This is a genomic window from Murimonas intestini (assembly GCF_024622195.1).
Classification (GTDB): domain Bacteria; phylum Bacillota; class Clostridia; order Lachnospirales; family Lachnospiraceae; genus Murimonas; species Murimonas intestini.
This window is the reverse complement of sequence record NZ_JANKBI010000022.1, coordinates 38,233-57,504: the sequence shown is the minus strand read 5'-3', so window position 1 is coordinate 57,504 and position 19,272 is coordinate 38,233. Positions and strand designations below refer to the sequence as shown.

At 47.2% G+C, this 19,272-nt stretch carries 14 protein-coding genes; 11 read left to right on the top strand and 3 right to left on the bottom strand.

The features are described from left to right. Nucleotides 1–1,755, bottom strand: a complete 1,755-nt coding sequence (locus NSB28_RS22250) for a cache domain-containing sensor histidine kinase (RefSeq protein ID WP_109747855.1) — start codon at nucleotides 1,753–1,755, stop codon at nucleotides 1–3. A 245-nt stretch (nucleotides 1,756–2,000) separates the two neighbouring features. Between NSB28_RS22250 and NSB28_RS22245 the strand changes: the two genes are divergently transcribed. The 5 genes from NSB28_RS22245 (at nucleotide 2,001) to NSB28_RS22225 (ending at nucleotide 9,001) form a co-directional block, all read left to right on the top strand. Then, complete coding sequence (locus tag NSB28_RS22245; RefSeq protein ID WP_109747854.1) at nucleotides 2,001–3,365, top strand: ABC transporter substrate-binding protein; 1,365 nt, start codon at nucleotides 2,001–2,003, stop codon at nucleotides 3,363–3,365. A gap of 105 nt (nucleotides 3,366–3,470) precedes the next feature. Beyond that, nucleotides 3,471–4,382, top strand: a complete 912-nt coding sequence (locus NSB28_RS22240) for a carbohydrate ABC transporter permease (RefSeq protein ID WP_109747853.1) — start codon at nucleotides 3,471–3,473, stop codon at nucleotides 4,380–4,382. After that, nucleotides 4,358–5,203, top strand: coding sequence for a carbohydrate ABC transporter permease (locus NSB28_RS22235; RefSeq protein ID WP_109747852.1), 846 nt, complete (start codon nucleotides 4,358–4,360; stop codon nucleotides 5,201–5,203). The genes NSB28_RS22240 and NSB28_RS22235 overlap by 25 nt, the downstream gene beginning before the upstream one ends. After that, nucleotides 5,200–6,612 (top strand): glycoside hydrolase family protein, encoded by a 1,413-nt coding sequence (locus NSB28_RS22230; protein ID WP_257497813.1) that lies wholly within the window; start codon nucleotides 5,200–5,202, stop codon nucleotides 6,610–6,612. The genes NSB28_RS22235 and NSB28_RS22230 overlap by 4 nt, the downstream gene beginning before the upstream one ends. 16 nt (nucleotides 6,613–6,628) lie before the next feature. Next, nucleotides 6,629–9,001 (top strand): glycoside hydrolase family 95 protein, encoded by a 2,373-nt coding sequence (locus NSB28_RS22225; RefSeq protein WP_257497812.1) that lies wholly within the window; start codon nucleotides 6,629–6,631, stop codon nucleotides 8,999–9,001. On the opposite strand, the gene NSB28_RS22220 is transcribed toward NSB28_RS22225, so the two are convergent. Then, on the bottom strand, nucleotides 8,998–10,545 hold the full coding sequence (locus tag NSB28_RS22220) for a response regulator transcription factor (RefSeq protein ID WP_257497811.1): 1,548 nt from the start codon (nucleotides 10,543–10,545) through the stop codon (nucleotides 8,998–9,000). The genes NSB28_RS22225 and NSB28_RS22220 overlap by 4 nt on opposite strands. Continuing rightward, nucleotides 10,523–12,358 (bottom strand): cache domain-containing sensor histidine kinase, encoded by a 1,836-nt coding sequence (locus tag NSB28_RS22215; protein WP_109747849.1) that lies wholly within the window; start codon nucleotides 12,356–12,358, stop codon nucleotides 10,523–10,525. The genes NSB28_RS22220 and NSB28_RS22215 overlap by 23 nt, the downstream gene beginning before the upstream one ends. Nucleotides 12,359–12,600: 242 nt before the next feature. Here NSB28_RS22215 and NSB28_RS22210 point away from each other — a divergent pair, with 242 nt between their 5' ends. Genes NSB28_RS22210 through NSB28_RS22185 form a run of 6 tightly spaced genes read left to right on the top strand, consistent with a single transcriptional unit; the run spans nucleotide 12,601 to nucleotide 19,270 of the window. Then, entirely contained in the window at nucleotides 12,601–13,905 is a 1,305-nt protein-coding gene (locus tag NSB28_RS22210) for an ABC transporter substrate-binding protein (protein WP_109747848.1), read from the top strand. Nucleotides 13,906–13,930: 25 nt separating this feature from the next. Then, entirely contained in the window at nucleotides 13,931–14,842 is a 912-nt protein-coding gene (locus NSB28_RS22205; protein WP_109747847.1) for a carbohydrate ABC transporter permease, read from the top strand. After that, nucleotides 14,839–15,675: a carbohydrate ABC transporter permease gene (locus NSB28_RS22200; protein WP_109747846.1), complete on the top strand. Its 837-nt coding sequence runs from the start codon at nucleotides 14,839–14,841 to the stop codon at nucleotides 15,673–15,675. The genes NSB28_RS22205 and NSB28_RS22200 overlap by 4 nt, the downstream gene beginning before the upstream one ends. A 10-nt stretch (nucleotides 15,676–15,685) precedes the next feature. Next, nucleotides 15,686–17,011, top strand: a complete 1,326-nt coding sequence (locus NSB28_RS22195) for an alpha-L-fucosidase (protein WP_109747845.1) — start codon at nucleotides 15,686–15,688, stop codon at nucleotides 17,009–17,011. Further along, the gene (locus tag NSB28_RS22190; RefSeq protein ID WP_109747844.1) at nucleotides 16,996–18,180 is read left to right on the top strand and encodes a M20 family metallopeptidase; all 1,185 of its coding nucleotides are present in this window, start codon (nucleotides 16,996–16,998) and stop codon (nucleotides 18,178–18,180) included. Before NSB28_RS22195 ends, NSB28_RS22190 begins: the two co-directional genes overlap by 16 nt. A 1-nt stretch (nucleotide 18,181) precedes the next feature. Next, entirely contained in the window at nucleotides 18,182–19,270 is a 1,089-nt protein-coding gene (locus tag NSB28_RS22185; RefSeq protein ID WP_257497810.1) for an alanine racemase, read from the top strand. The last annotated feature ends 2 nt before the right edge of the window (nucleotides 19,271–19,272 follow it).

Below are 19,272 nucleotides of genomic sequence, written 5' to 3'. Positions count from 1 at the left end.
TTAAAGAGTCTCTGTAAGAGGACTGGCAGGGATCATGATCAGGACAGTTGTGCCCAGTCCCGGTTTCGTGAATACACGGAATCTGCAGCTTGTGTTGTAATACAGGATCAGACGTTTTTTTACACTCTGCATTCCAAAATGGTGTTCTTGCTCCTCTGTTTCGAAGAGCTCTTTTAAGTATTCCTCTGTCATGCCGTTGCCGTTGTCAGACACGGCCAGCAGTATCTTACCGCACAGGAAACGGCCTATGATGCGGATGCAGCCGCCGTGACGGCTCTCCTTTAAGCCGTGGTAGAGAGCATTTTCCACCAGGGGCTGAAGAGTCATTTTAGGAACCTTGCATGAGGCGGTCATGGGATCCAGAACGATATCATAATTCAGGATATCCTGATAGCGGTATTTCTGGATAGCCAGATAATTTTTTACAATATCAAATTCATCCTGCAGGGAAATGACTTCCTGCCCGTTGCTCAGAGAATTCCTGTAGTAATTGGCCAGGTATCTTGTGACTGTGGCGGCATTTTCTGTATCCTTCTGATAACACATTACATATATCACATCCAGGACATTATAGAAGAAATGGGGATTTATCTGCGACTGGATCAGTGACAGTTCATATTTTCTTTTCTGCTTCTGCTCCTCCTTCATACATTCTGTCAATTTATCAATTTCTGAGACCATGGCATTAAAGCTGTCTGAGATCCTGCCTATTTCATCCTGGCGAGCCAAAGTAGAACGTGTTTTAAGATCGCCGTGTTCCACATTCTGTATTTTCGTATTTAAATATCCCAGAGGCTTTGTTATCATATGTGTAAAGAGCGCAATAAACATGAAAACAGTAAGACATGTCAGGATTCCCACACACAGCAGCAGAAGGCTGTTGTAGGAGATATTTGCTGTCAGTTCAGACATGGGGATCTGATTAACAAGGGTGAACCCCAGGCTGTCAATGGGATGCCAGGACAGGAAATATTCCATACCGCCTATTGTAAGCGATGTGTTTCCAGTAATGGAAGGGGAAACAGCTGTCGTTAATTCATCAGGACATTGTTTTAGCACTTCCGCCTTGTCAGTGGAAGACACGATCTGGTAAGCACCGTCTATCAGGTAATAGTGCTGGGAGGAGTTCGTAAAAAGGGCAGATACAGAAGATTCCTTCATGGTGAGAAGCAGGTGCCCCAGCGTTATCCCGGAATCAATATGTAATACCTTTTTATAGAATGTGAGCACCGGTTCGTCTGAAATACCCAGGCAGGGGCGCCATTCCAGGGGGAGAAAAATATTTTCAGGCGGCATGGGGCTGGTGAGGCTGTCCAGAATGGAGTCCCGGATGAGGGAGGGGTCTATAGTCCCTGATGAACCTGCAGCAATAGGCTGTCCGTCTTCAGGATAATAGATGATGGATGTGAGGAACGGAAAAAGGTGCAGGTTATAATTAAGAGAATAAGTGATGCTTCTTTGCAGTGATGCGCCTGATGTTTTTTTAGACAGGATCTGGTTTATTTCTTTAATCAATTCATTTGCACAAAGGGTTGTATTCTGATACATATTTTCCAGCTGCTTATTGATGAGAAAGCATTCATTATCCACATGCTGCTGGGCTGTTTTGATCTCCTGGCGGTTCAGCAGTCTGTTTGAAAACAGCAGCAGGAAGATATTCTGGGCAAAAATGCAGAACAGTATGATGAGTACAAGCTTTTTCTTCAGAGACAGTTCAAAAAAACGTGAGACAATCTTATTCCCGGTATTTTCCATAATTTTCACCTGCTTATAATGATATCTTCTTAGTGTCTATGTGCTTATTATAACATAGGAGGAGAAAGATAAAAGAGAATTGGCCAACCTGCCTGAATTTTACAAAAAGTCCTGATTTGTACAAATGGAAGGAATTGGATGGGAAAACAGTCTTGAATCTTTCTATTTCCGGCCCTCAGAAGCCTGGAAGATATAAAGAGGATATGGAATAATAAAGATATCAGAAAACATAAGGAGGAACGGTAATGAAGAAGAAAATGTTGAGCGTAATAATGGCCGGAGCGATGGCAGTGTCTATGCTGGCAGGCTGCAGTGCAGGAAGCGGAATACAGGATGGTGATAAGAAAATTCAGGATGAAGAAGAACAGGCCAGGATAGTGGAGACGAAGCAGGAAAGAACAAAGCAGGGAGAGGCAAAAAGAACACTGAAGATTTTTTCTCACTATGGCGAGGAAGAGAAGCCGGCAATAGACTATGCTGTAAGCAAAGTAAAAGAGAAGTACCCGAATCTGGAATTTGAAATCGAAGCACACCCCCAGGATGATGGACAGACATTAAAGACACGGGCGGCAACAGGTGATCTTCCTGATATTATGCATGTGAATGCAGGTGATGTGGCAGCTCTCTCTACCAGCGGCAGTCTTCTTGTTCTGGATGAATATGTGAAGTCAACAGGTTATGAGGACATTCTTCTGGATTCAGCTAAAGATACGCCTTATTATACGGACGGGAAAGCATATATTTTCCCGGATGGAGGGGCACAGGCACTGCTCCTGTATTATAATAAAAGAGTCTTCGAAGAGAACGGCATAAAGATTCCTGAAAATTACGAGGAACTGAAAGAGGCTTCAGAGAAGCTGATAGAAAAAGATATCATTCCCTGTTCAATCTTTGCAAAGGAAGGTTTTGTCATCGGCGGATTTTTTGATATGTTTGCCATGAAATATAATACAGGCGGCCTGAAGGCACTTTCAGAGGGAAAAGCCCATGCGTCTGATGAAGGATACACAAAGGCAATTACAAAAATGATAGACCTGGTTGACTTAGGGTTCTTTGAGGCAGGAGCCACATCTACTGATTATGAGACAGCCCAAAGCCTGTTTACTACAGGCCAGGCAGCAATGTTTATAAATGGAGACTGGGATATCAGCTCACTGACAGAAAAGCTGGGAGACGACCTGGGATATTTTGAGTCCTATCCTATGGCAGATGCGGGAAAAGAAAATGAGCAGAATCCATATGCGTTTGCAGGCGGCTTTTCCTATGAGGGTGTAGCTGTGTCAGCAACAACAGAAGATCCGGATCTTGTAGCAGATGTAGCTGCCATCTTTGCTGAGGAATCTATCATAGGAGGCTATATTTACCAGGCAAAGATACCGAAGATCATCTCTATTGATCCTGATATCAAACCAGAGATAGAGATCCCTGAACTTTCCATAAAAGAAGGGGAGGAGATATCAAAGATGACCTTCGATACTACATGGACACATGCGCTGCCAAACGTAGAATTTTCAACACCGTTTGTGGAAACGCTTCAGGAGATGCTGACAGGCATGGATGCACAGGAAGTGATCGACACGATCGATGATCTGGTGGATTCTGCAAACTGACAAAAACAGAGGGCCGCTGCGCGCGCGGAACAAAAGCTGCGCTATCCAAGTTACAGACTCGCGGGGGTGCGCATTGCGCACCTTCGTTCTTATAAGGAGAAATATATGAATAAAATGCTGGCTGATAAAAAGACGATTTTTATTTTTACAATGCCCTGTCTGCTGTTCTTCGGACTGATTGCCTTTTATCCGGTACTGCAGACCGGAATAAAAAGTTTCTATGACTGGGACGGGCTGACTGGCGGGACCTTTGTCGGAATAGATAATTACATAAAGCTGTTTCAGGACAAATTATTTGCCAGGTCTTTTAAGAATGGCCTTCTGGTGGCAGGGGTGCTGGTGCTGCTTCAGGTCATTGTGGGATTGTTTCTGACCCTGCTGCTTTTAGACAAACGCATAAAATGCAAAAAATTTATTAAAACCAGCTTCTTTATACCGGTAGTTTTATCAGTGACGGCAGTATGCCAGCTGTGGTCTTCCATACTGAATCCGGAGATCGGCCTGATCAACCGTGTCCTGGAAATGCTGGGATCTTCCTATCAGCAGGATTGGCTGTCTGATAAATCTATAGCGATCTTTGTCATTGCATTTGTGAATGCCTGGCAGTATATGGGATATGAGTTTGTCATCATGTATTCTTCTGCAAACGCTATACCCAGTGAATATATTGAGGCCAGCAGCATAGACGGGGCATCCAGATGGCAGACAAATTTCAGGATCATCATTCCTATGATGAAGGATACGCTGCGCACATGCCTTATCTTTGCTGTGACAGGCGGGTTTAATATATATGCGCAGATGCAGCTGCTTACCCAGGGAGGGCCGGGGACAGCTACTTACAGTCTGACATATATGACCTTCAGGAGTGCGTTTAAATTAAGAAAATACGGCTACGGATGTACGGTGGCAGTTGTCCTGATCCTTCAGTGCCTGTGTGCATTGATGCTGATAAATACACTGCTTTCCAATAAAGAGGAGGAGGGGAAAAGAAGATGGAGAAAAAGAAGCGTTCAATGAACAGAGTGAATCTTCCGGCAACGGTAATCCTGGTGGCATTTGCCCTGCTGAGTCTTTACCCTATTATCTATCTGGGATTTTATTCTCTGAAAACAAATGATGAGATCTTTTATTCAAATCCCTTTGGGCTGCCGCTCCATCCCCAGTGGATCAATTATGTGAAGGCAGTAACGACCTTTGATGTGCTGACTTATTTCAAAAACAGTGTCCTGACCACAGCGGCTTCCCTTGCAGGAATCTTTGTTCTCGTGCTGCCTTTCTCATACGCTGTAGCCAGGATGCGCTGGAAACTTAAAGGACTGGCTTCTATGTTTATTTCCATAGGGCTTTTTATACCGCTTCAGGTCAGCCTGATTCCCCTGTCAGTGCTGATCAAGGATCTGGGAATGGCTGATACCTACGGGGCGCTGATCCTGCCGTACATTGCATTTAATCTGGCATTTCCCTTTATGATCCTGTCTGTATCCTTTAGGGCGCTTCCCACTGAGCTGGAGGAAGCGGCATTCATCGACGGAGCCAGCGTGTACAGGACCTTCCTTTCCATTATGGTTCCCCTGGTAAAGCCTGCCATATCCTCTGCCATGCTGTTTTCAGCCCTGGGCATATGGAACGAATATATTTTACCCACTGTACTGATATCCAGCAATAAGCTGAAGACACTTCCGGCGGGACTGGCATCCTTTGTGGGACAGCACAGTACTAACTGGGGAGCAATGGGGGCTGCCATGATGCTGGCGAGCATTCCTACGATTATTTTATATTTGTGTTTTAGCGAAAAAATTGAAAATTCACTGACGATAGGAGGGGCTGTAAAAGGATGAGTAAAGAGCTGGAAAAAGAAATGCATCAATTATACTATCAGGTGCCGGGCACCTGGTTTGGGGACTGTATGCCCTTTGCATATGACGGAAAGTTTTATCTGTTCCACCAGAGGGATAACCGCAATCCTGTTCCCTTTGGGGAGCCGTTTGGATGGAGCCTCAGCGTGACGGAGGATTTTGTACATTATGAGGACTATGGGACTGTGATCCCGGGAGGTACGGATGAGGAACAGGACCAGTTCATTTTTGCTGGATGTGTATTTGAGGCAGAAGGCAGGTTCCACAGTTTTTATACAGGCTACAACAGAGAATACGAGAAACAGGGGAAAAAGCCCCAGGTCCTGATGCATGCCATGAGCGATGACCTGATACACTGGGAGAAATGCAAAGGCAGTCTCACCTTTACGCCTCAGGCCGGCTATGATCCTGGTGACTGGCGGGATCCTTTCGTACTCTGGGACAAGGAGAGACAGGAATACCTTCTGATCCTGGGGACTCGTAAAATGTCTCCTAAGACGGCACAGACAGGCTGCACAGTTTATTTTACGTCAAAAGACCTGAAGGAGTGGAGTTTTAAAGGTGATTTTTATGCTCCGGGCATATATACCATGCATGAAATGCCGGATTTGTTCAGGATGGGAGATTGGTGGTACCATATTTTCTCTGAATACAGTGACCGTGACAAGATGGTCTACAGGATGGCAAAAAGCCTGCATGGCCCATGGATAGCGCCAAAGGAGGAAGCGTTTGACGGGAGGGCTTACTATGCGGCCAGGACATGTGAGCTGGACAAAAAGAGATATCTCTTCGGATGGCTTCCCACGAGAGAAAATAATGAGGATACTGGAAATTTCCAGTGGGCCGGTGTCTTTGTCCCCCATGAGGTCTGTCAGAGGGAAGATGGTACGCTGGGGGTTATGCCTCCGGATACATTGTGGCAGGCATTTGGAAGAGAAAGGATATTGCAGGAAAGAGAGGCGGCCTGCGGGGACGGAAGGGCAGCTGTCAGGATCGGGAGCAGCCGGGAGGAACTTTTCAGGCTGGAGATGGAGATAGAGGCAGGTGAGGGCACTAAGGATTTCGGGCTGAGATTTCTGGAAAATGAGGAAACAGGACAGTCATTTCAGTATCATTTTTGCCTGCATGAAAACAGAGTGATTTTCGAAAAGAATCCAAACTGGCCCTGGTTCCAGTGCATGAATCTGGGCCTGGAACGCCAGCTTCCCACTCCTGAGGGCGGCAGGTTCCATATCCGTTTCATAAAGGACGGGACGGCATGTGTTCTGTATGTAAATGGGACTGCCCTCAGCAGCAGATGTTATGAAGCGCCGGGAGAAAGCATTTCTGTATTTGTAACACAGGGAAAGATCTGTGTCAGAGATATTTCAATTGCAGAAGGCCTGGTTTGAGCAGAAGGGAGAAAGTATGGAAAATAAATTGTGGTATGAAAGGCCGGCTGCTGTTTTTACAGACGCCCTGCCCTTTGGAAACGGCAGCTTTGGAGGGATGGCATATGGCGGGACGGCGGAGGATAAGATCACATTGAATCAGGATACTCTGTGGTCAGGAACGGGGACAAGGCAGGAGAGGCAGATACAGAAGGAAACTCTCCAAAGGGCAAGAGAACTCATATTCCGGGGAGATTACAGGGAAGCAGATGACTTCATACGGGATCATATGCTGGGCTTCTACAATGAATCCTACATGCCTCTGGGCACGCTCCTCCTGGAGTATGAAGGAATAGATAACACTTCCACAGAAAGCTACAGGCGCATACTGGACCTGGAGCAGGCTGTGATAACCACCTCATTTGCGGACAGAGGCAGGAGGATTGAGAGGCAGCTGTTTGCCTCCTTCCCGCAGAATGCAGTTTTCTGGAAGATCACATGTAAAGGGCAGGGAGGAATCTCTTTGCGGATGTACCTGGACTCTAAGCTGCGCCATAAGTGCATGGCAGATGGAGAAGCATACTGGATGGAGGGGGAAGCGCCTTCCCATGTGGAGCCAAATTATGTGGAATGTCCTGATGCGGTACTCTACGAAGAAGGTAAAAAGGGTATCCATTTTGTATGCAGTGTCAGGCTGCTGCATACTGACGGGAGAGTGAGACTTGACAGCGGGGGAATACATATCAGGGATGCCTCAGAAGCAGAAATATGCATTGTCTGTGAGAACGGGTATCAGGGCTATGGAAAGGAACTGGAATCAGACTTTTCCATACTGCGGGGAAGGGTCCAAAAGAGGGAAAAGTCTATACTGGAATCAGGTTTTGAAAAAGCCAAAAGGCTGCATATCCAGGATTACAGCCGGCTGTATAAAAGGGTTGTTCTGGATCTGGAAGAGGGAGCTTTTTCCGGCTGTCCAACAGACGTAAGGCTGGCTAAGTTCAGGGAAGGGGAGAAGGATCCGGCTTTTTCTGCCCTTTATTTTAACTATGGGAGATATCTGCTGATCAGCAGCTCCAGGAAGGGAGGACAGCCTGCCAACCTGCAGGGGCTGTGGAATGAGGAATTGAGGCCGGCATGGAGCAGCAATTATACGTTAAATATTAATACACAGATGAATTACTGGATGGCTGAGGAGTCTGGTCTGTGGGAATGCCTAGAGCCTTATATGGATCTGGTCAGGGATCTGAGCGTGCAGGGTACGATAACGGCCAGAGAACAGTTCCACTGCAGAGGGTGGGCAGCCTGCCACAACACAGATCTGTGGAGGCAGACTTCACCTGTGGCAGGGGAGGCAAAGTTTGCATACTGGCCCATGGGAGGAGTCTGGCTCTGCGCACAGCTGTATACGCATTTTATGTACAGCAGGGATCTGGAATATCTGCGGGAATGCGCTTATCCTTTACTGAGGGGGGCTGCTTTGTTCTGTCTGGACTGGCTGGTGGAGGGGAAAGATAAGAAACTTCATACATGCCCGTCAACCAGTCCTGAAAATGCCTTCAGGGATAAGAAGGGAAGAGTGTGCTCTGCCACATATTCATCTGCACTGGATATCAGCCTTATAAGGGAACTGTTTGAACATATGCTTTATATCAGGGAAGTCTTATGCCTGGAGGATGAGATCATGGAGAGGATCGAAAAGGCGCTGCCAAGGCTTCCGGAGTATAAAACAGGGGCTGATGGGTGCCTGCAGGAATGGCAGGAAGATTATGAGGAGACAGAGAAAGGCCACCGTCATTTTTCACTGCTGTACGGGCTGTATCCAGGAGAACTCATAACGGACAGCAGAAACAGTGAACTGACAGAGGCCGCGGAAAAACTGCTTGAGAAACGGACATCAAACGGCAGCGGACAGACGGGCTGGAGCTGTGCCTGGCTGATCAGCCTGTACGCCAGGCTGGGGGACGGACAAAATGCTTACAGGTATCTGGAACGGCTGATACGTATTTCACCGTATCTGAATCTGTTTGCATACCATCCGCCTCTGGGAGCAGGCTTTGAAGGTGAATCAGATGTGTTCCAGATCGATGGAAATCTGGGTGCGCCCGCGGGCATCATGGAGATGCTTCTGCAAAGCCAGGGAGGTGTGATAAGGCTTCTTCCGGCTCTGCCTGATGAATGGGAGAGCGGGAGAGTCAGCGGCCTTTGTGCCCAGGGCAATTTCAGGGCAGATATAACCTGGGAAAAAGGCAGGCTGAAGGAAGCAGTTATCTGTTCAGAAGCAGGCAGCCCGCTGAAGCTCAAGTACAGAGAACATGTCATGATCCTGGATGATGCAGGCAGACCGGCAGATCCATGTGTTTTGGAAAAAGGGACTGTGCCGGGCAGCAGTTATAAGGTCTTTGTGGTTTAGGGACGGTTCATCTTCATATAATCAGAGGGTGAATATCCATAGAAGCTTTTGAACCTTTTACTGAAGTAAAATACATCTGTATATCCAATCCTGTCGCAGATATCCTTCAGCTTCAGGCTGCCGTCGCACAGGAGGGCGCGGGCCTTTTCCATCCGGTATTTTGTTATATACTGGACGATGGAAAATCCTGTAATTTTTTTAAATGTAGTGCTCAGATAACTGGATGTATATCCCGTCTTGTCTGCGATAAAAGACAGGTCTAAATCAGGATCTGCAAAGGATGCTTCAATGATGCTTACGGCCTTGGAGACAAGGATATTTGGGCTGGCATGTTCAGCGGAGGAGGGATAATGGCAGGCAGAGGAAAGGTAACTGCTGCACCATGCGGCTATTTCTTCCAGCGAAAGATAGTTCTCCATTAATTCATGTACATAGAAGGCATTATCTGTACCTGAGGCTTCCTGGATCTCATTTGTATAGATGCTGCAGGAAAGGAAAAATTCAGAGAGAACAATCGAGAGGTTATATGCGGAAGGAGCCTCTTCCGCCATGCTGTAGAGTGCTTCTGTGAACACCTCACAGGCCTTCTCAGGATTGCCTGACCGCAGGCTTATAAGGAAGGCGGCGCGGAAATTGCACAGGAATCTCTGGGGGGAGGCTGTGATATCACGGCATTCATCCAGCCAGTAGATCCTGTTTTTCTTTAAAAATACGGAATGTCCAATAAGGGAGAGCAGGGCCTGGAATTCTTCGGGAAGACGGGTAAAATCAAGGCAGGGCTCCCCGGATATGATCACAAAAGGCCGGGAAAAAGTCTCCGGTATACAGCCGGATACCTTGTAATAACGGGCCTCCAGCCTTGTCAAAGACGGTTCAAATATAAGCAGGCCGCAGATATTATCTGTATAAATAAAGGGATAAAAATCCTCAAAAATATGCTGGTCTTTAATGAGCGACAGGAGATTTTTGAGGATATAAGGCTCTCCGTCTTTATTTTCTATTTTGATCAGGCACAGGGCAAAAGGGGTGTCATGGGGGAACTTATCTGTAAGCTCGTCAAAGAGCGGTTTATCTTCAGGGGGAAGGGTATCGCCCTGAAGATAATTAAGGAATATATTTGCCTGTTTTTCAGTATAGTACTGGTCTGCCATGGTGTGCAGATGACGGGATTCCATGATATTCTTTGACACATCCTGCAGCACGTCCGTGAGCATCAGCCTGTCCACCGGCTTTAACAGATAGGCAAAAACGCCATAATGTATTGACTCCTGGGCATAGGAAAAATAATCATAGCTGGTGAGGATTATGACTTTTGTCCCCAGCTGCTCTTCATGTATTTTCTGGGCGATATTCAGGCCGGACAACAGCGGCATTTTGATATCCAGTATTGCCAGATCAGGCTTTAATTCTCTGATCAGCTGCCAGGCTTTTTCACCATTGGCGGCTTCTCCTGCCAGTTCATATCCCAGTGACTGGTAATCTACAAGATGTTTCAAACGTTCACGTATAAAGTATTCATCGTCAGCTATGAGTATTTTCAGCATAAGTCTTATCCCTCCAGTTACAGCGCGGTATTTTAATGAGTATCTGTGTGCCGCATCCATAGCGGCTGTAAGCCTTCATTCCATAACTTTTCCCATAATACAGCTGAATACGTTCATGTACATTTCTAAGGCCAAAGCCTTTTTTGATGCTGCCGGGCGGGCTCTCACCGAACAGGGAGGAGAGAGTGTTTCTGTCCATTCCGGCTCCGTTGTCACAGACAGAGACGATCAAAAAGGAGGAGAAAGGCCTGATGCGGATCCTGATCATTCCTCCAGGCTCATGTGTCTCAAAGCCGTGGTAGACAGCGTTTTCCAAAAGAGGCTGCAGTGTCAGGCGCAGGGCGGTGTTCTCCATCACTGAGGCGGGGGCCTCCAGTGTATAAGAGAAGCTGTGGTAATAACGTATCTGCATGATTTTTAAATAGTTTTCAGCAATATGCAGCTCACGTTCCAGTGAGATCACAATGCTTCCCTTGCTGAGAACACCCCGGTAAAAATCGGTCAGGTTATTTACCATTTCAGACAATTCTTCGATCCTGTTCAGCTCTGCGAGAGCACATATGTTGTCCAGAGTATTGTACAGAAAGTGTGGATTGATCTGCTGGTTCAGCAGCTCCAGCTGGAATTCACGCTTTACCTTCTGCTCCTGTACGAGACTGTCTGTTTTTTTCTCTATTTCCGCCAGCATCTTGTTGAAGGTGTGGGTCAGGACCCCCACTTCATCCTGGGAATGATTCTCCACCTTTACCTTCCAGTTCCCATTCCAGACAGTCTTCATTGCACTGGTGAGATTGGAAAGATTGTGCGTCAGATTCCTGGATATCAAAGATGAGATAGCGATGCACAGAAGGATGAGACAGGAACCGATCATGAGCATATAGCGTATCATGGAGTTTAATCTATCCTGTATGATATGCTTTGGAAGGGAACTGATGAGCCAGGCGTCCAGCCTGTCATAATCCTCATACATGATATAGTTTTTATCTACGGAAATATAATTCCTGTCTGATGTAAACTGTTCAGTAGGCAGGGTACATTTCGTATAAAGAAGGCTGCTGTCGGGATTGCTGATCAAGATATTATCTCTTGAGATCATATACATGCTTTCTCCATCCACAATGCTGTCGGAATATGTCCTGGATATATATGACTCATCGATGCAGATACGCACAGTGCCTATCCTGCGCCCTGTCTGGTAATCAAAAATATGGCGTGTGAAGGAGACAACGGAGGGGCGTATTGTCTTGCCGGGGACTGCTATGTAGTAAGGGGCGTCTTCGGTGGGTATCCAGACAGGAAGATCTTCAGGAAGGTTCTCCTGGGCGCTTTCTTCATTCAGGAGGGTAATGCCCGAATCATATATATTTCCATATATGTCATAGATGAGAACTGCGCTGATCGTCTCAAACGATCCTACGATCGCATTGATCCTGTTCCTCATCATGATCTGATTCTGTGAAAGGACAGAGTCTTTTGGAGCATTCCTGGAGCTTAATATATCCTGTATTTTCTCGTCAGAAAGCAGGAGAATAGAATAATTCTCCACCATATTCAGCATATTATCCAGGTTATTCTGGGAAAACACCAGGTTTTTGCGGGCTGCTTCTATAGAGGATGACATCATATTTTTATAAGTATAAGTGATCGAAACAGCCATAAATGAGATCAGTATGGAGATGGATATAATTAACATGCCGATCCGTATTTTCCAGGTGATTGAAGTGCGCGCCAGTGTCCGCGAAAGCCATGAGTTTTTCAGGTGCCGCGCCTGCCCTAAAGGGTGTCCGGCGCCTTTTTTAAGTAGATTGTCCATATGTTTACCTCCGCTCAATATCCCCTGGGCCTATACTACCTCTTTGGGGTGTGGGACGTCAATAGGATTCAGAACTTATACCAATATTTGGATAATCTGCTGAAAATATAAAAAATGGATAAACAAACATTAAAAATTCCATGCCGCAGAAAAAAATTCCATGTAATTAATAAAAACCGGATGGTATACTGTGGTCACAATCAAATACAAGAGTGAGGAAAATCTCAAAGGAGGAATTAAGTATGAAGAAAAAAGTGATGAGTATCCTGTTGGCGGCAGCAATGGTATTGCCTTTCACAGGCGCGGCAGCTGTTGAAGCAGCGGACGGGGAGGGAAATGTAACGATCTCGATCCTTTCCAGGTATGGAGATGACACAGCAGTAGATGCAAAGGCTTTCAGAGAAGGTGTGGAAGAATATAAGGCGGCCCACCCGGAAGTTACGGTGGTTGACGAATCCATCACTGACGAGACTCAGTTTAATAACAAGTTTAAGACAGCCATGGCAACAGGAGATATGCCTACGATCTTTATGACATACGGAGGAGGTACTGCAAGGAGCTATGTGGAAAGCGGTCTGGTAGCTGACCTGACAAAAGATCTGGAGGCAGATGCCCAGTGGTATAATACTTTTAATGAGAACATGTTCGATATGATCAAATTTGACGGTATCGACGGCATATATGGAATCCCTTATGCGGCTTATGCAGATTCTCTTTTCTGCAATAAGGCCATGTTTGATAAGTATGGAATAGAACTGCCTGAGACGATTGAAGAATTTGAGGCAGCCTGTGACAAGTTTCTGGAAAATGGCGTGACACCGCTTCCTGTTGGAGATAAGAGTACATTCAGAGGCGGTCATCTGTTCGCTCTGCTGATGGCTAAACGCTCCGGAAATGAAGTTGCCTTAAAGCTAGCTTCCAGAGAAGCATCATATGAGGACGACGCAGTAAAGGATGTACTGACCACAATGAAGTCCTGGGCTGATAAAGGATATCTGGGCGACAGTATTACCACTCTGGACGGAGAAGGAGAATGCCAGCTCTTCCTTACAGGACAGTCTCCGATGACATTCAGGAATGCTTATTTTATTGGCAGGGTAACAGGAGAAATGGAAAATCCTGAGGATGTAGTGAACATGGCATTCCCATATTATTCAGATTACACCCAGTACCAGAACGCATGGCATGGCGGCAGCAGTGATATCTTCAGTATCTCATCAGGCGCCACAGAAGAAGAAAAAGCAGCAGCTCTGGAGCTTTTAAAGACATGTACCCAGGAAAAATATATGATGCAGAGAAATGAAGAATCAGCCGGCGGTTATGTGTCAGTACTTAAAGAGATCCCGCCCCTTGAAAACCAGCCTCAGATCACAACTGATTTCCAGGATAACTTTGCAAAGGCAGAGATTCTCCTTACAGAACCGGCAGAATATGATCCGAATGCAGGCCTGAGAGATGCCACACGTACCGCGATCCAGGCTATGTGGGCAGGTGAGTCTGTGGAAGATACCATCGAGACGATCCAGTCTGTGATAGACAGCGAATAAAATAGCCCTGTAAGGAGGAGATACCATGAATCATAGAAAGCGGAAGATAGGGGTGGCTGTGACGCTTCTCCTTATACCGGCTGTTATCTATTCACTGTTTTTTATCTACCCCATACTGTATACCTTCTACCTCTCAACAATGAAGTGGAACGGGATAGCGCAGGTGGACAAGGTATTTGTGGGTCTGGATAATTTTATTAAGCTGTTTTCACAGAAGGTCTTTTATAAATCCCTGTGGAATGCTCTGGTTTTCATAATCGTCAGCCTTGTAGTCATATTTCCCATATCGTTTTCACTGGCGATGATGGTTTCAAAGAAGAATAAGGTAAACGGCGCTTTAAGAACGATCTATTATATTCCGACCCTGCTGCCTATGGCCGCTACAGGAATGATGTGGACCTTCCTGCTGACAAAGAACGGCGGCGCTGTCAATGCCATACTGGAGTTTTTTGGCATGGCCGGGCAGGATTGGCTGGGAAACACAAAAATGGCCATATGGGTGGTTGCCCTGGTAAATGCGTGGATGTTTGTGGGAAGCAATATGCTTGTCTTTATCACCGGCCTGACAGCTATTCCGGGGGATATGATAGAAGCCTCCATTGTGGACGGGGCATCCAGCTTCCAGAGGATCATACATATCATTATTCCTAACATGAAGGAAACTTTTAAGATATTTCTGACGAGTGCGATTGCCGGCTCTATCAAGGTGTTTGACATTATCTATGTCATGACTGACGGAGGACCGGGGACTGCCACGGATGTGCCTGCCACTCTCATGTATGACCAGGCTTTCCTGTACAGCAAGTTCGGATATGGATCGTCCATCGGGGTTGTGATCCTTATGCTTGCCCTGATGATCACGTTTGGGCTGAACTATGTGCTGGATGAAAAGGATGAAGTACGGAAAATACATAAGAAAAGGAGGGGTGCAGTATGAACAGATACAGGTTTAAGAGATATCTGGGCAGATTCGGAACAGGCTTCTATGCAGCAGTCTATGTGGTGATCTCCTTATTCCCTCTGCTGTTCTCATTTTTAAGCTCCTTTAAAGACAATATGGGGATATATGGGGCGCCGTTCGCGCTTCCGGAGCACTTTTCATGGGATAATTATGTGTATGCATTTGAAAACACCTCCATACTGAGAGGCATGTTCAACTCCTTCATTTACTCTGTACTGTCTATAGCCCTGATCGTAGTGATGTCCCTCTGTATTTCTTTTGTGTACAGGATGGGCATTCCATATAAGAATGCAATATTTCTGTTTTTTATAGCTGGTATGACCCTGCCCGTACACGCGACACTGGTTCCCCTGGCCTCTATAGTGAACAGCCTGAATCTGAAGGACTCCACAGCAGGTATTGTTGGCGTATATGCAGCCACCAACCTGTCGCTGGCTGTATTTCTGGCAAATGGATATATGAAGGGGATAAGCAGGGAATTGGACGAGGCGGCTGAGATTGACGGGTGCGGCCAGTATAGGCTTTTATTTACAGTATTGACGCCTCTGATGAAGCCTGTTATATCAACGATTGTTATCATGACGTTTTTGAGAGTTTATAATGACCTGATATTTTCCATACTGCTGATCAGCGACAGGTCGAAGGCAACCTTGTCTGTGGCGCTGATGGCGTTTAAATCAGAATATGACATTAACTATGGAGGAACCTTTGCCGGAATCTGTATTTCCATCCTGCCTATGATCATTATCTACTGTATTTTCCAGAAGCAGATAGAAGAAGGTCTGGCAGCAGGGTCTGTGAAGGGATAGGAGGAGCAATATGTATTTTAATTATGAAGTACCGGAGGAATTTAAATGGTTTCCTGAAAGCAGATATGGATTATTCATACACTGGGGACCTTATGCGTTGACTGGCCGTGGGGAGCAGGCGCTGTTTCGTGACCATATGAATCAGAGAGAATATGAAAAGATGGCCTGCGGATGGAATCCCCAAAATTATGACCCCAGGGAATGGGCAGCCTTCTGCAGGGAGGCGGGTTTTAAGTATGCCTGCCTTACCACCAGGCACCACGACGGCTATTGCCTGTGGGACTGCAAGGTCACGGACTATACAAGTATGCGGCAGGCTCCCCACAGGGATTTTGTAAGAGAGTATGTGGAAGCGTTCAGGGAAGCTGGGCTGAAAATAGGACTTTATTATTCCTGGTGTGACTGGAGGATACCTGCCTATTATGAGGGACCTGGAAAGGATCAGGAGAAGTGGGATGAAATGCAGCAGTACATCTGGAAGCAGGTGGAGGAGCTGTGTACCGGATATGGAAAGATCGATTATTTCTTCTTTGACGGGGTATGGCCAAGGAATGCAGAGGATTTAAAAAGCCGCAGTCTTGTGGAGAAGATGCGCCAGTGGCAGCCGAGTATCATGATCAATAACCGTCTGGGCTTTTCCACAGATCCCGCGCAGCTGCTGGAACATGGCGGAGGCAATGAAGAGGGAGATTTTGGAACACCGGAGCACAATGTAAATCCGGAGGGAAGGCTCTGGGAGGCCTGCCGGGTCAGCTATTGGCGCTGGTGGGGCTACCACAGCGGAGAGCGTTTTCAGGAGACGGAAAGGCTTCTGGATACTCTGTGCACCTGTGCATCAGAAGGGGGAAACCTGATACTGAATGTAGGGCCGGATGCGGATGGCAGGATACCTGAAGAATTCAGGAGAAGGGCGCTTGAGATAGGCGGATGGCTGAAGAAATACGGGGAAGCAGTATACGGAAATGACGGAGGCAGCATGACAGAAGCGCTGACATACGGCTTCCAGACTATAAAAGGAAATGACCTGTATCTGATTTTCAGGTTCTGGGACGGAAAAACAAAATTTGTGCTGCCGGATCTGACAAGCGGGGTGGTGTCTGCAGAACTCATGGGCACGGGAGAAAAACTAAAGTTTGAGAAAAAAGGTGATGACCTTATCCTGTACGGACTTCCGGAAAAAACAGAGGAGCCGTTGTTTCCTGTTATAAAAATCGAATGCAGCACAAGACCTGATACAAATAGCTGGGGCCGCCAGAGACTCTGGGAGGGGGATCCGGGACGTGTAGCTGACTGGGCCAGGGAGCAGAGAGGTTCAGGATTATGGACCAGCATCTGACAGAAATTGTTCAGGATCTGATAAGGCTTGAGAGTGAGGCGCCGCCCGGAAGAGAGGCAGGAACAGGGGAATATATCTATGATTTTCTGAAGGAAGCGGGATTGAAGCCGCACAGGCAGTACTGTACCCCGGACAGGTTCAACGTGACGGCAGAACTGGGCAGGGGAGATGAGGGAAGCCTTTCATTTCTATACTGCGGACATATGGATGTGGTACCGGCTGGGGAAACTTCGGCCTGGACCACACCGCCCTACGAACCAAATATCAGGGAAGGAAGGCTGTACGGCAGAGGAGCATGCGATATGAAAGGGAGCCTGGCCTGCGCCCTGTATGCGGCAAAACAGCTTGCGTCCAGGTCGGACCAGTTTTCGGGCAGGCTGCAGCTTTTCTTTGATGTGGATGAAGAACACCGGAACATAGGGCTTTGGCGCTTTCTTAAGGACAATCCCAGCGCAGACTTTGTCATTGTGGGCGAGCCGACGGATATGGAGATAGCCCTTGGCCACAGAGGAGTCATGGCTTTTGAAATCACCTTTACAGGTAAAAGCGCCCATGCAGCCAGGCCGGGAGAAGGAAATAATGCCATTTATGCTGCAGGCAGTTTTATCGCCCGGATACAGAAGCTTCAGGAAGAGATGGACGCGGCCTGGAAATCCGGCAGCACGGACATCCGGCTTCCGTCCAGCGCTGTGCAGGTGACTGTCATTAAAGGCGGCACAAAAGTAAATATGATCCCCCAGGAATGTACTACAGAGCTGGACTGCAGGCTGGGGATGGGGGAGACACAGGAGAGCATGGAAGAGAAGATCCGCCAGATACTGGAACAGGTGTCAGAAGAGTCAGGCTGCGGATACAGCTTCAGAAGGCTTACAAGCTGCCCTGCCGGGTGGTGCAGCCCGGATGGCAGTGAAATTGCAGCTATAGAAGAGATACTGATGGAATACAGAGGCAGGCAGCCTGTGCCCGGTGTGTTTGGGGCCTCGTGTGAGGCCGGCCTTCTGCAGAAGTACCTGAATGCTCCGGCTGTCATACTGGGCCCGGGATCTATCAGACAGGCGCATGTGACGGATGAATATATTACTCTGAGTCAGCTGGAGGAGGGGGCTTATCTCTATACCAGGATATTTGAAAAGCTTATGAATGCAAAAGTGCAGAAAAGGAGTGAGTGAAATGTATGATTATCTGCCCACGCCGGCGGTAGTGATAGAGCTGGCACAGATGGAGGAAAATATCAGGAAAATGACAGAAGCGGCTGCAGGATATCAAATAAAGGTCAGGCCTCATATCAAACCCCACAAGAGTGTGGAGATTGCCAGACTTCAGCTTAGAATGGGATGCAGCGGCATCACCTGTGCAAAGCTGGGGGAGGCAGAGGTCATGGCAAAAGGTGGGATCGATGATATCCTGATAGCTTTCCCGCTCATAGGCCAGGAAAAGATGCAGCGGCTGAAGATTCTGAGCAGAAAGGCCAGGGTCATCACTATTGTGAACAGCGAAGAGGGCGCCAGGCAGCTCTCGGAGACATTTCAGAACAGTCCTGATAAGATCGAAGTTCTTATAGAGGTGGATGGGGGGATCAACAGGGGCGGGAAAAAGCCTTATGAGCCAACGCTGGAATTTGCCCGTCAGATAGCCGGCCTTCCAGGAATAGATATAAAAGGCATACTTTATTACGGCGGAACCATCTATGGGGAGACAGACCGTGAGGGCTTTGAAAAGACATCGGCAAGAGAGCGGGAGGAGATGCTTGGGACGGCCAGAATGCTGGAAAATGCCGGATTCCATATGGAGATACTCAGCGGAGGAAATTCCTATTCGTCCAAGATGCCGTGGCTTCTGGAAGGTATCACAGAGATAAGGCCAGGACATTACCTGTTTAATGATGTGGGCCAGCTGATGTCGGGTTTTGCAAAAGAGCAGGAATGTGCGCTGCGCGTGACGGCGTCAGTTGTGAGCATAGTGGATGAAAGGCATGCGATCATCGATGCCGGGAGCAAGACGCTCACAACAGACATATGTGCCAGAAAAGAGGGATATGGGTATGTGGTTGGAAGACCGGATATCACAATCAGCAAATTGAATGAGGAACACGGCTTCATTGAATCAGAGGGCCGGCTGGGCCTTGAAATAGGGGACAAGATCGCTGTGATACCCAATCATGCATGTGTAGTTCCGAATCTGGCTGAAGAAGTTTATGGCATAAGAAACGGAAAACTGGATCATTTGATAAGGATAGACGCCAGGGGAAAGAACAGGTGATG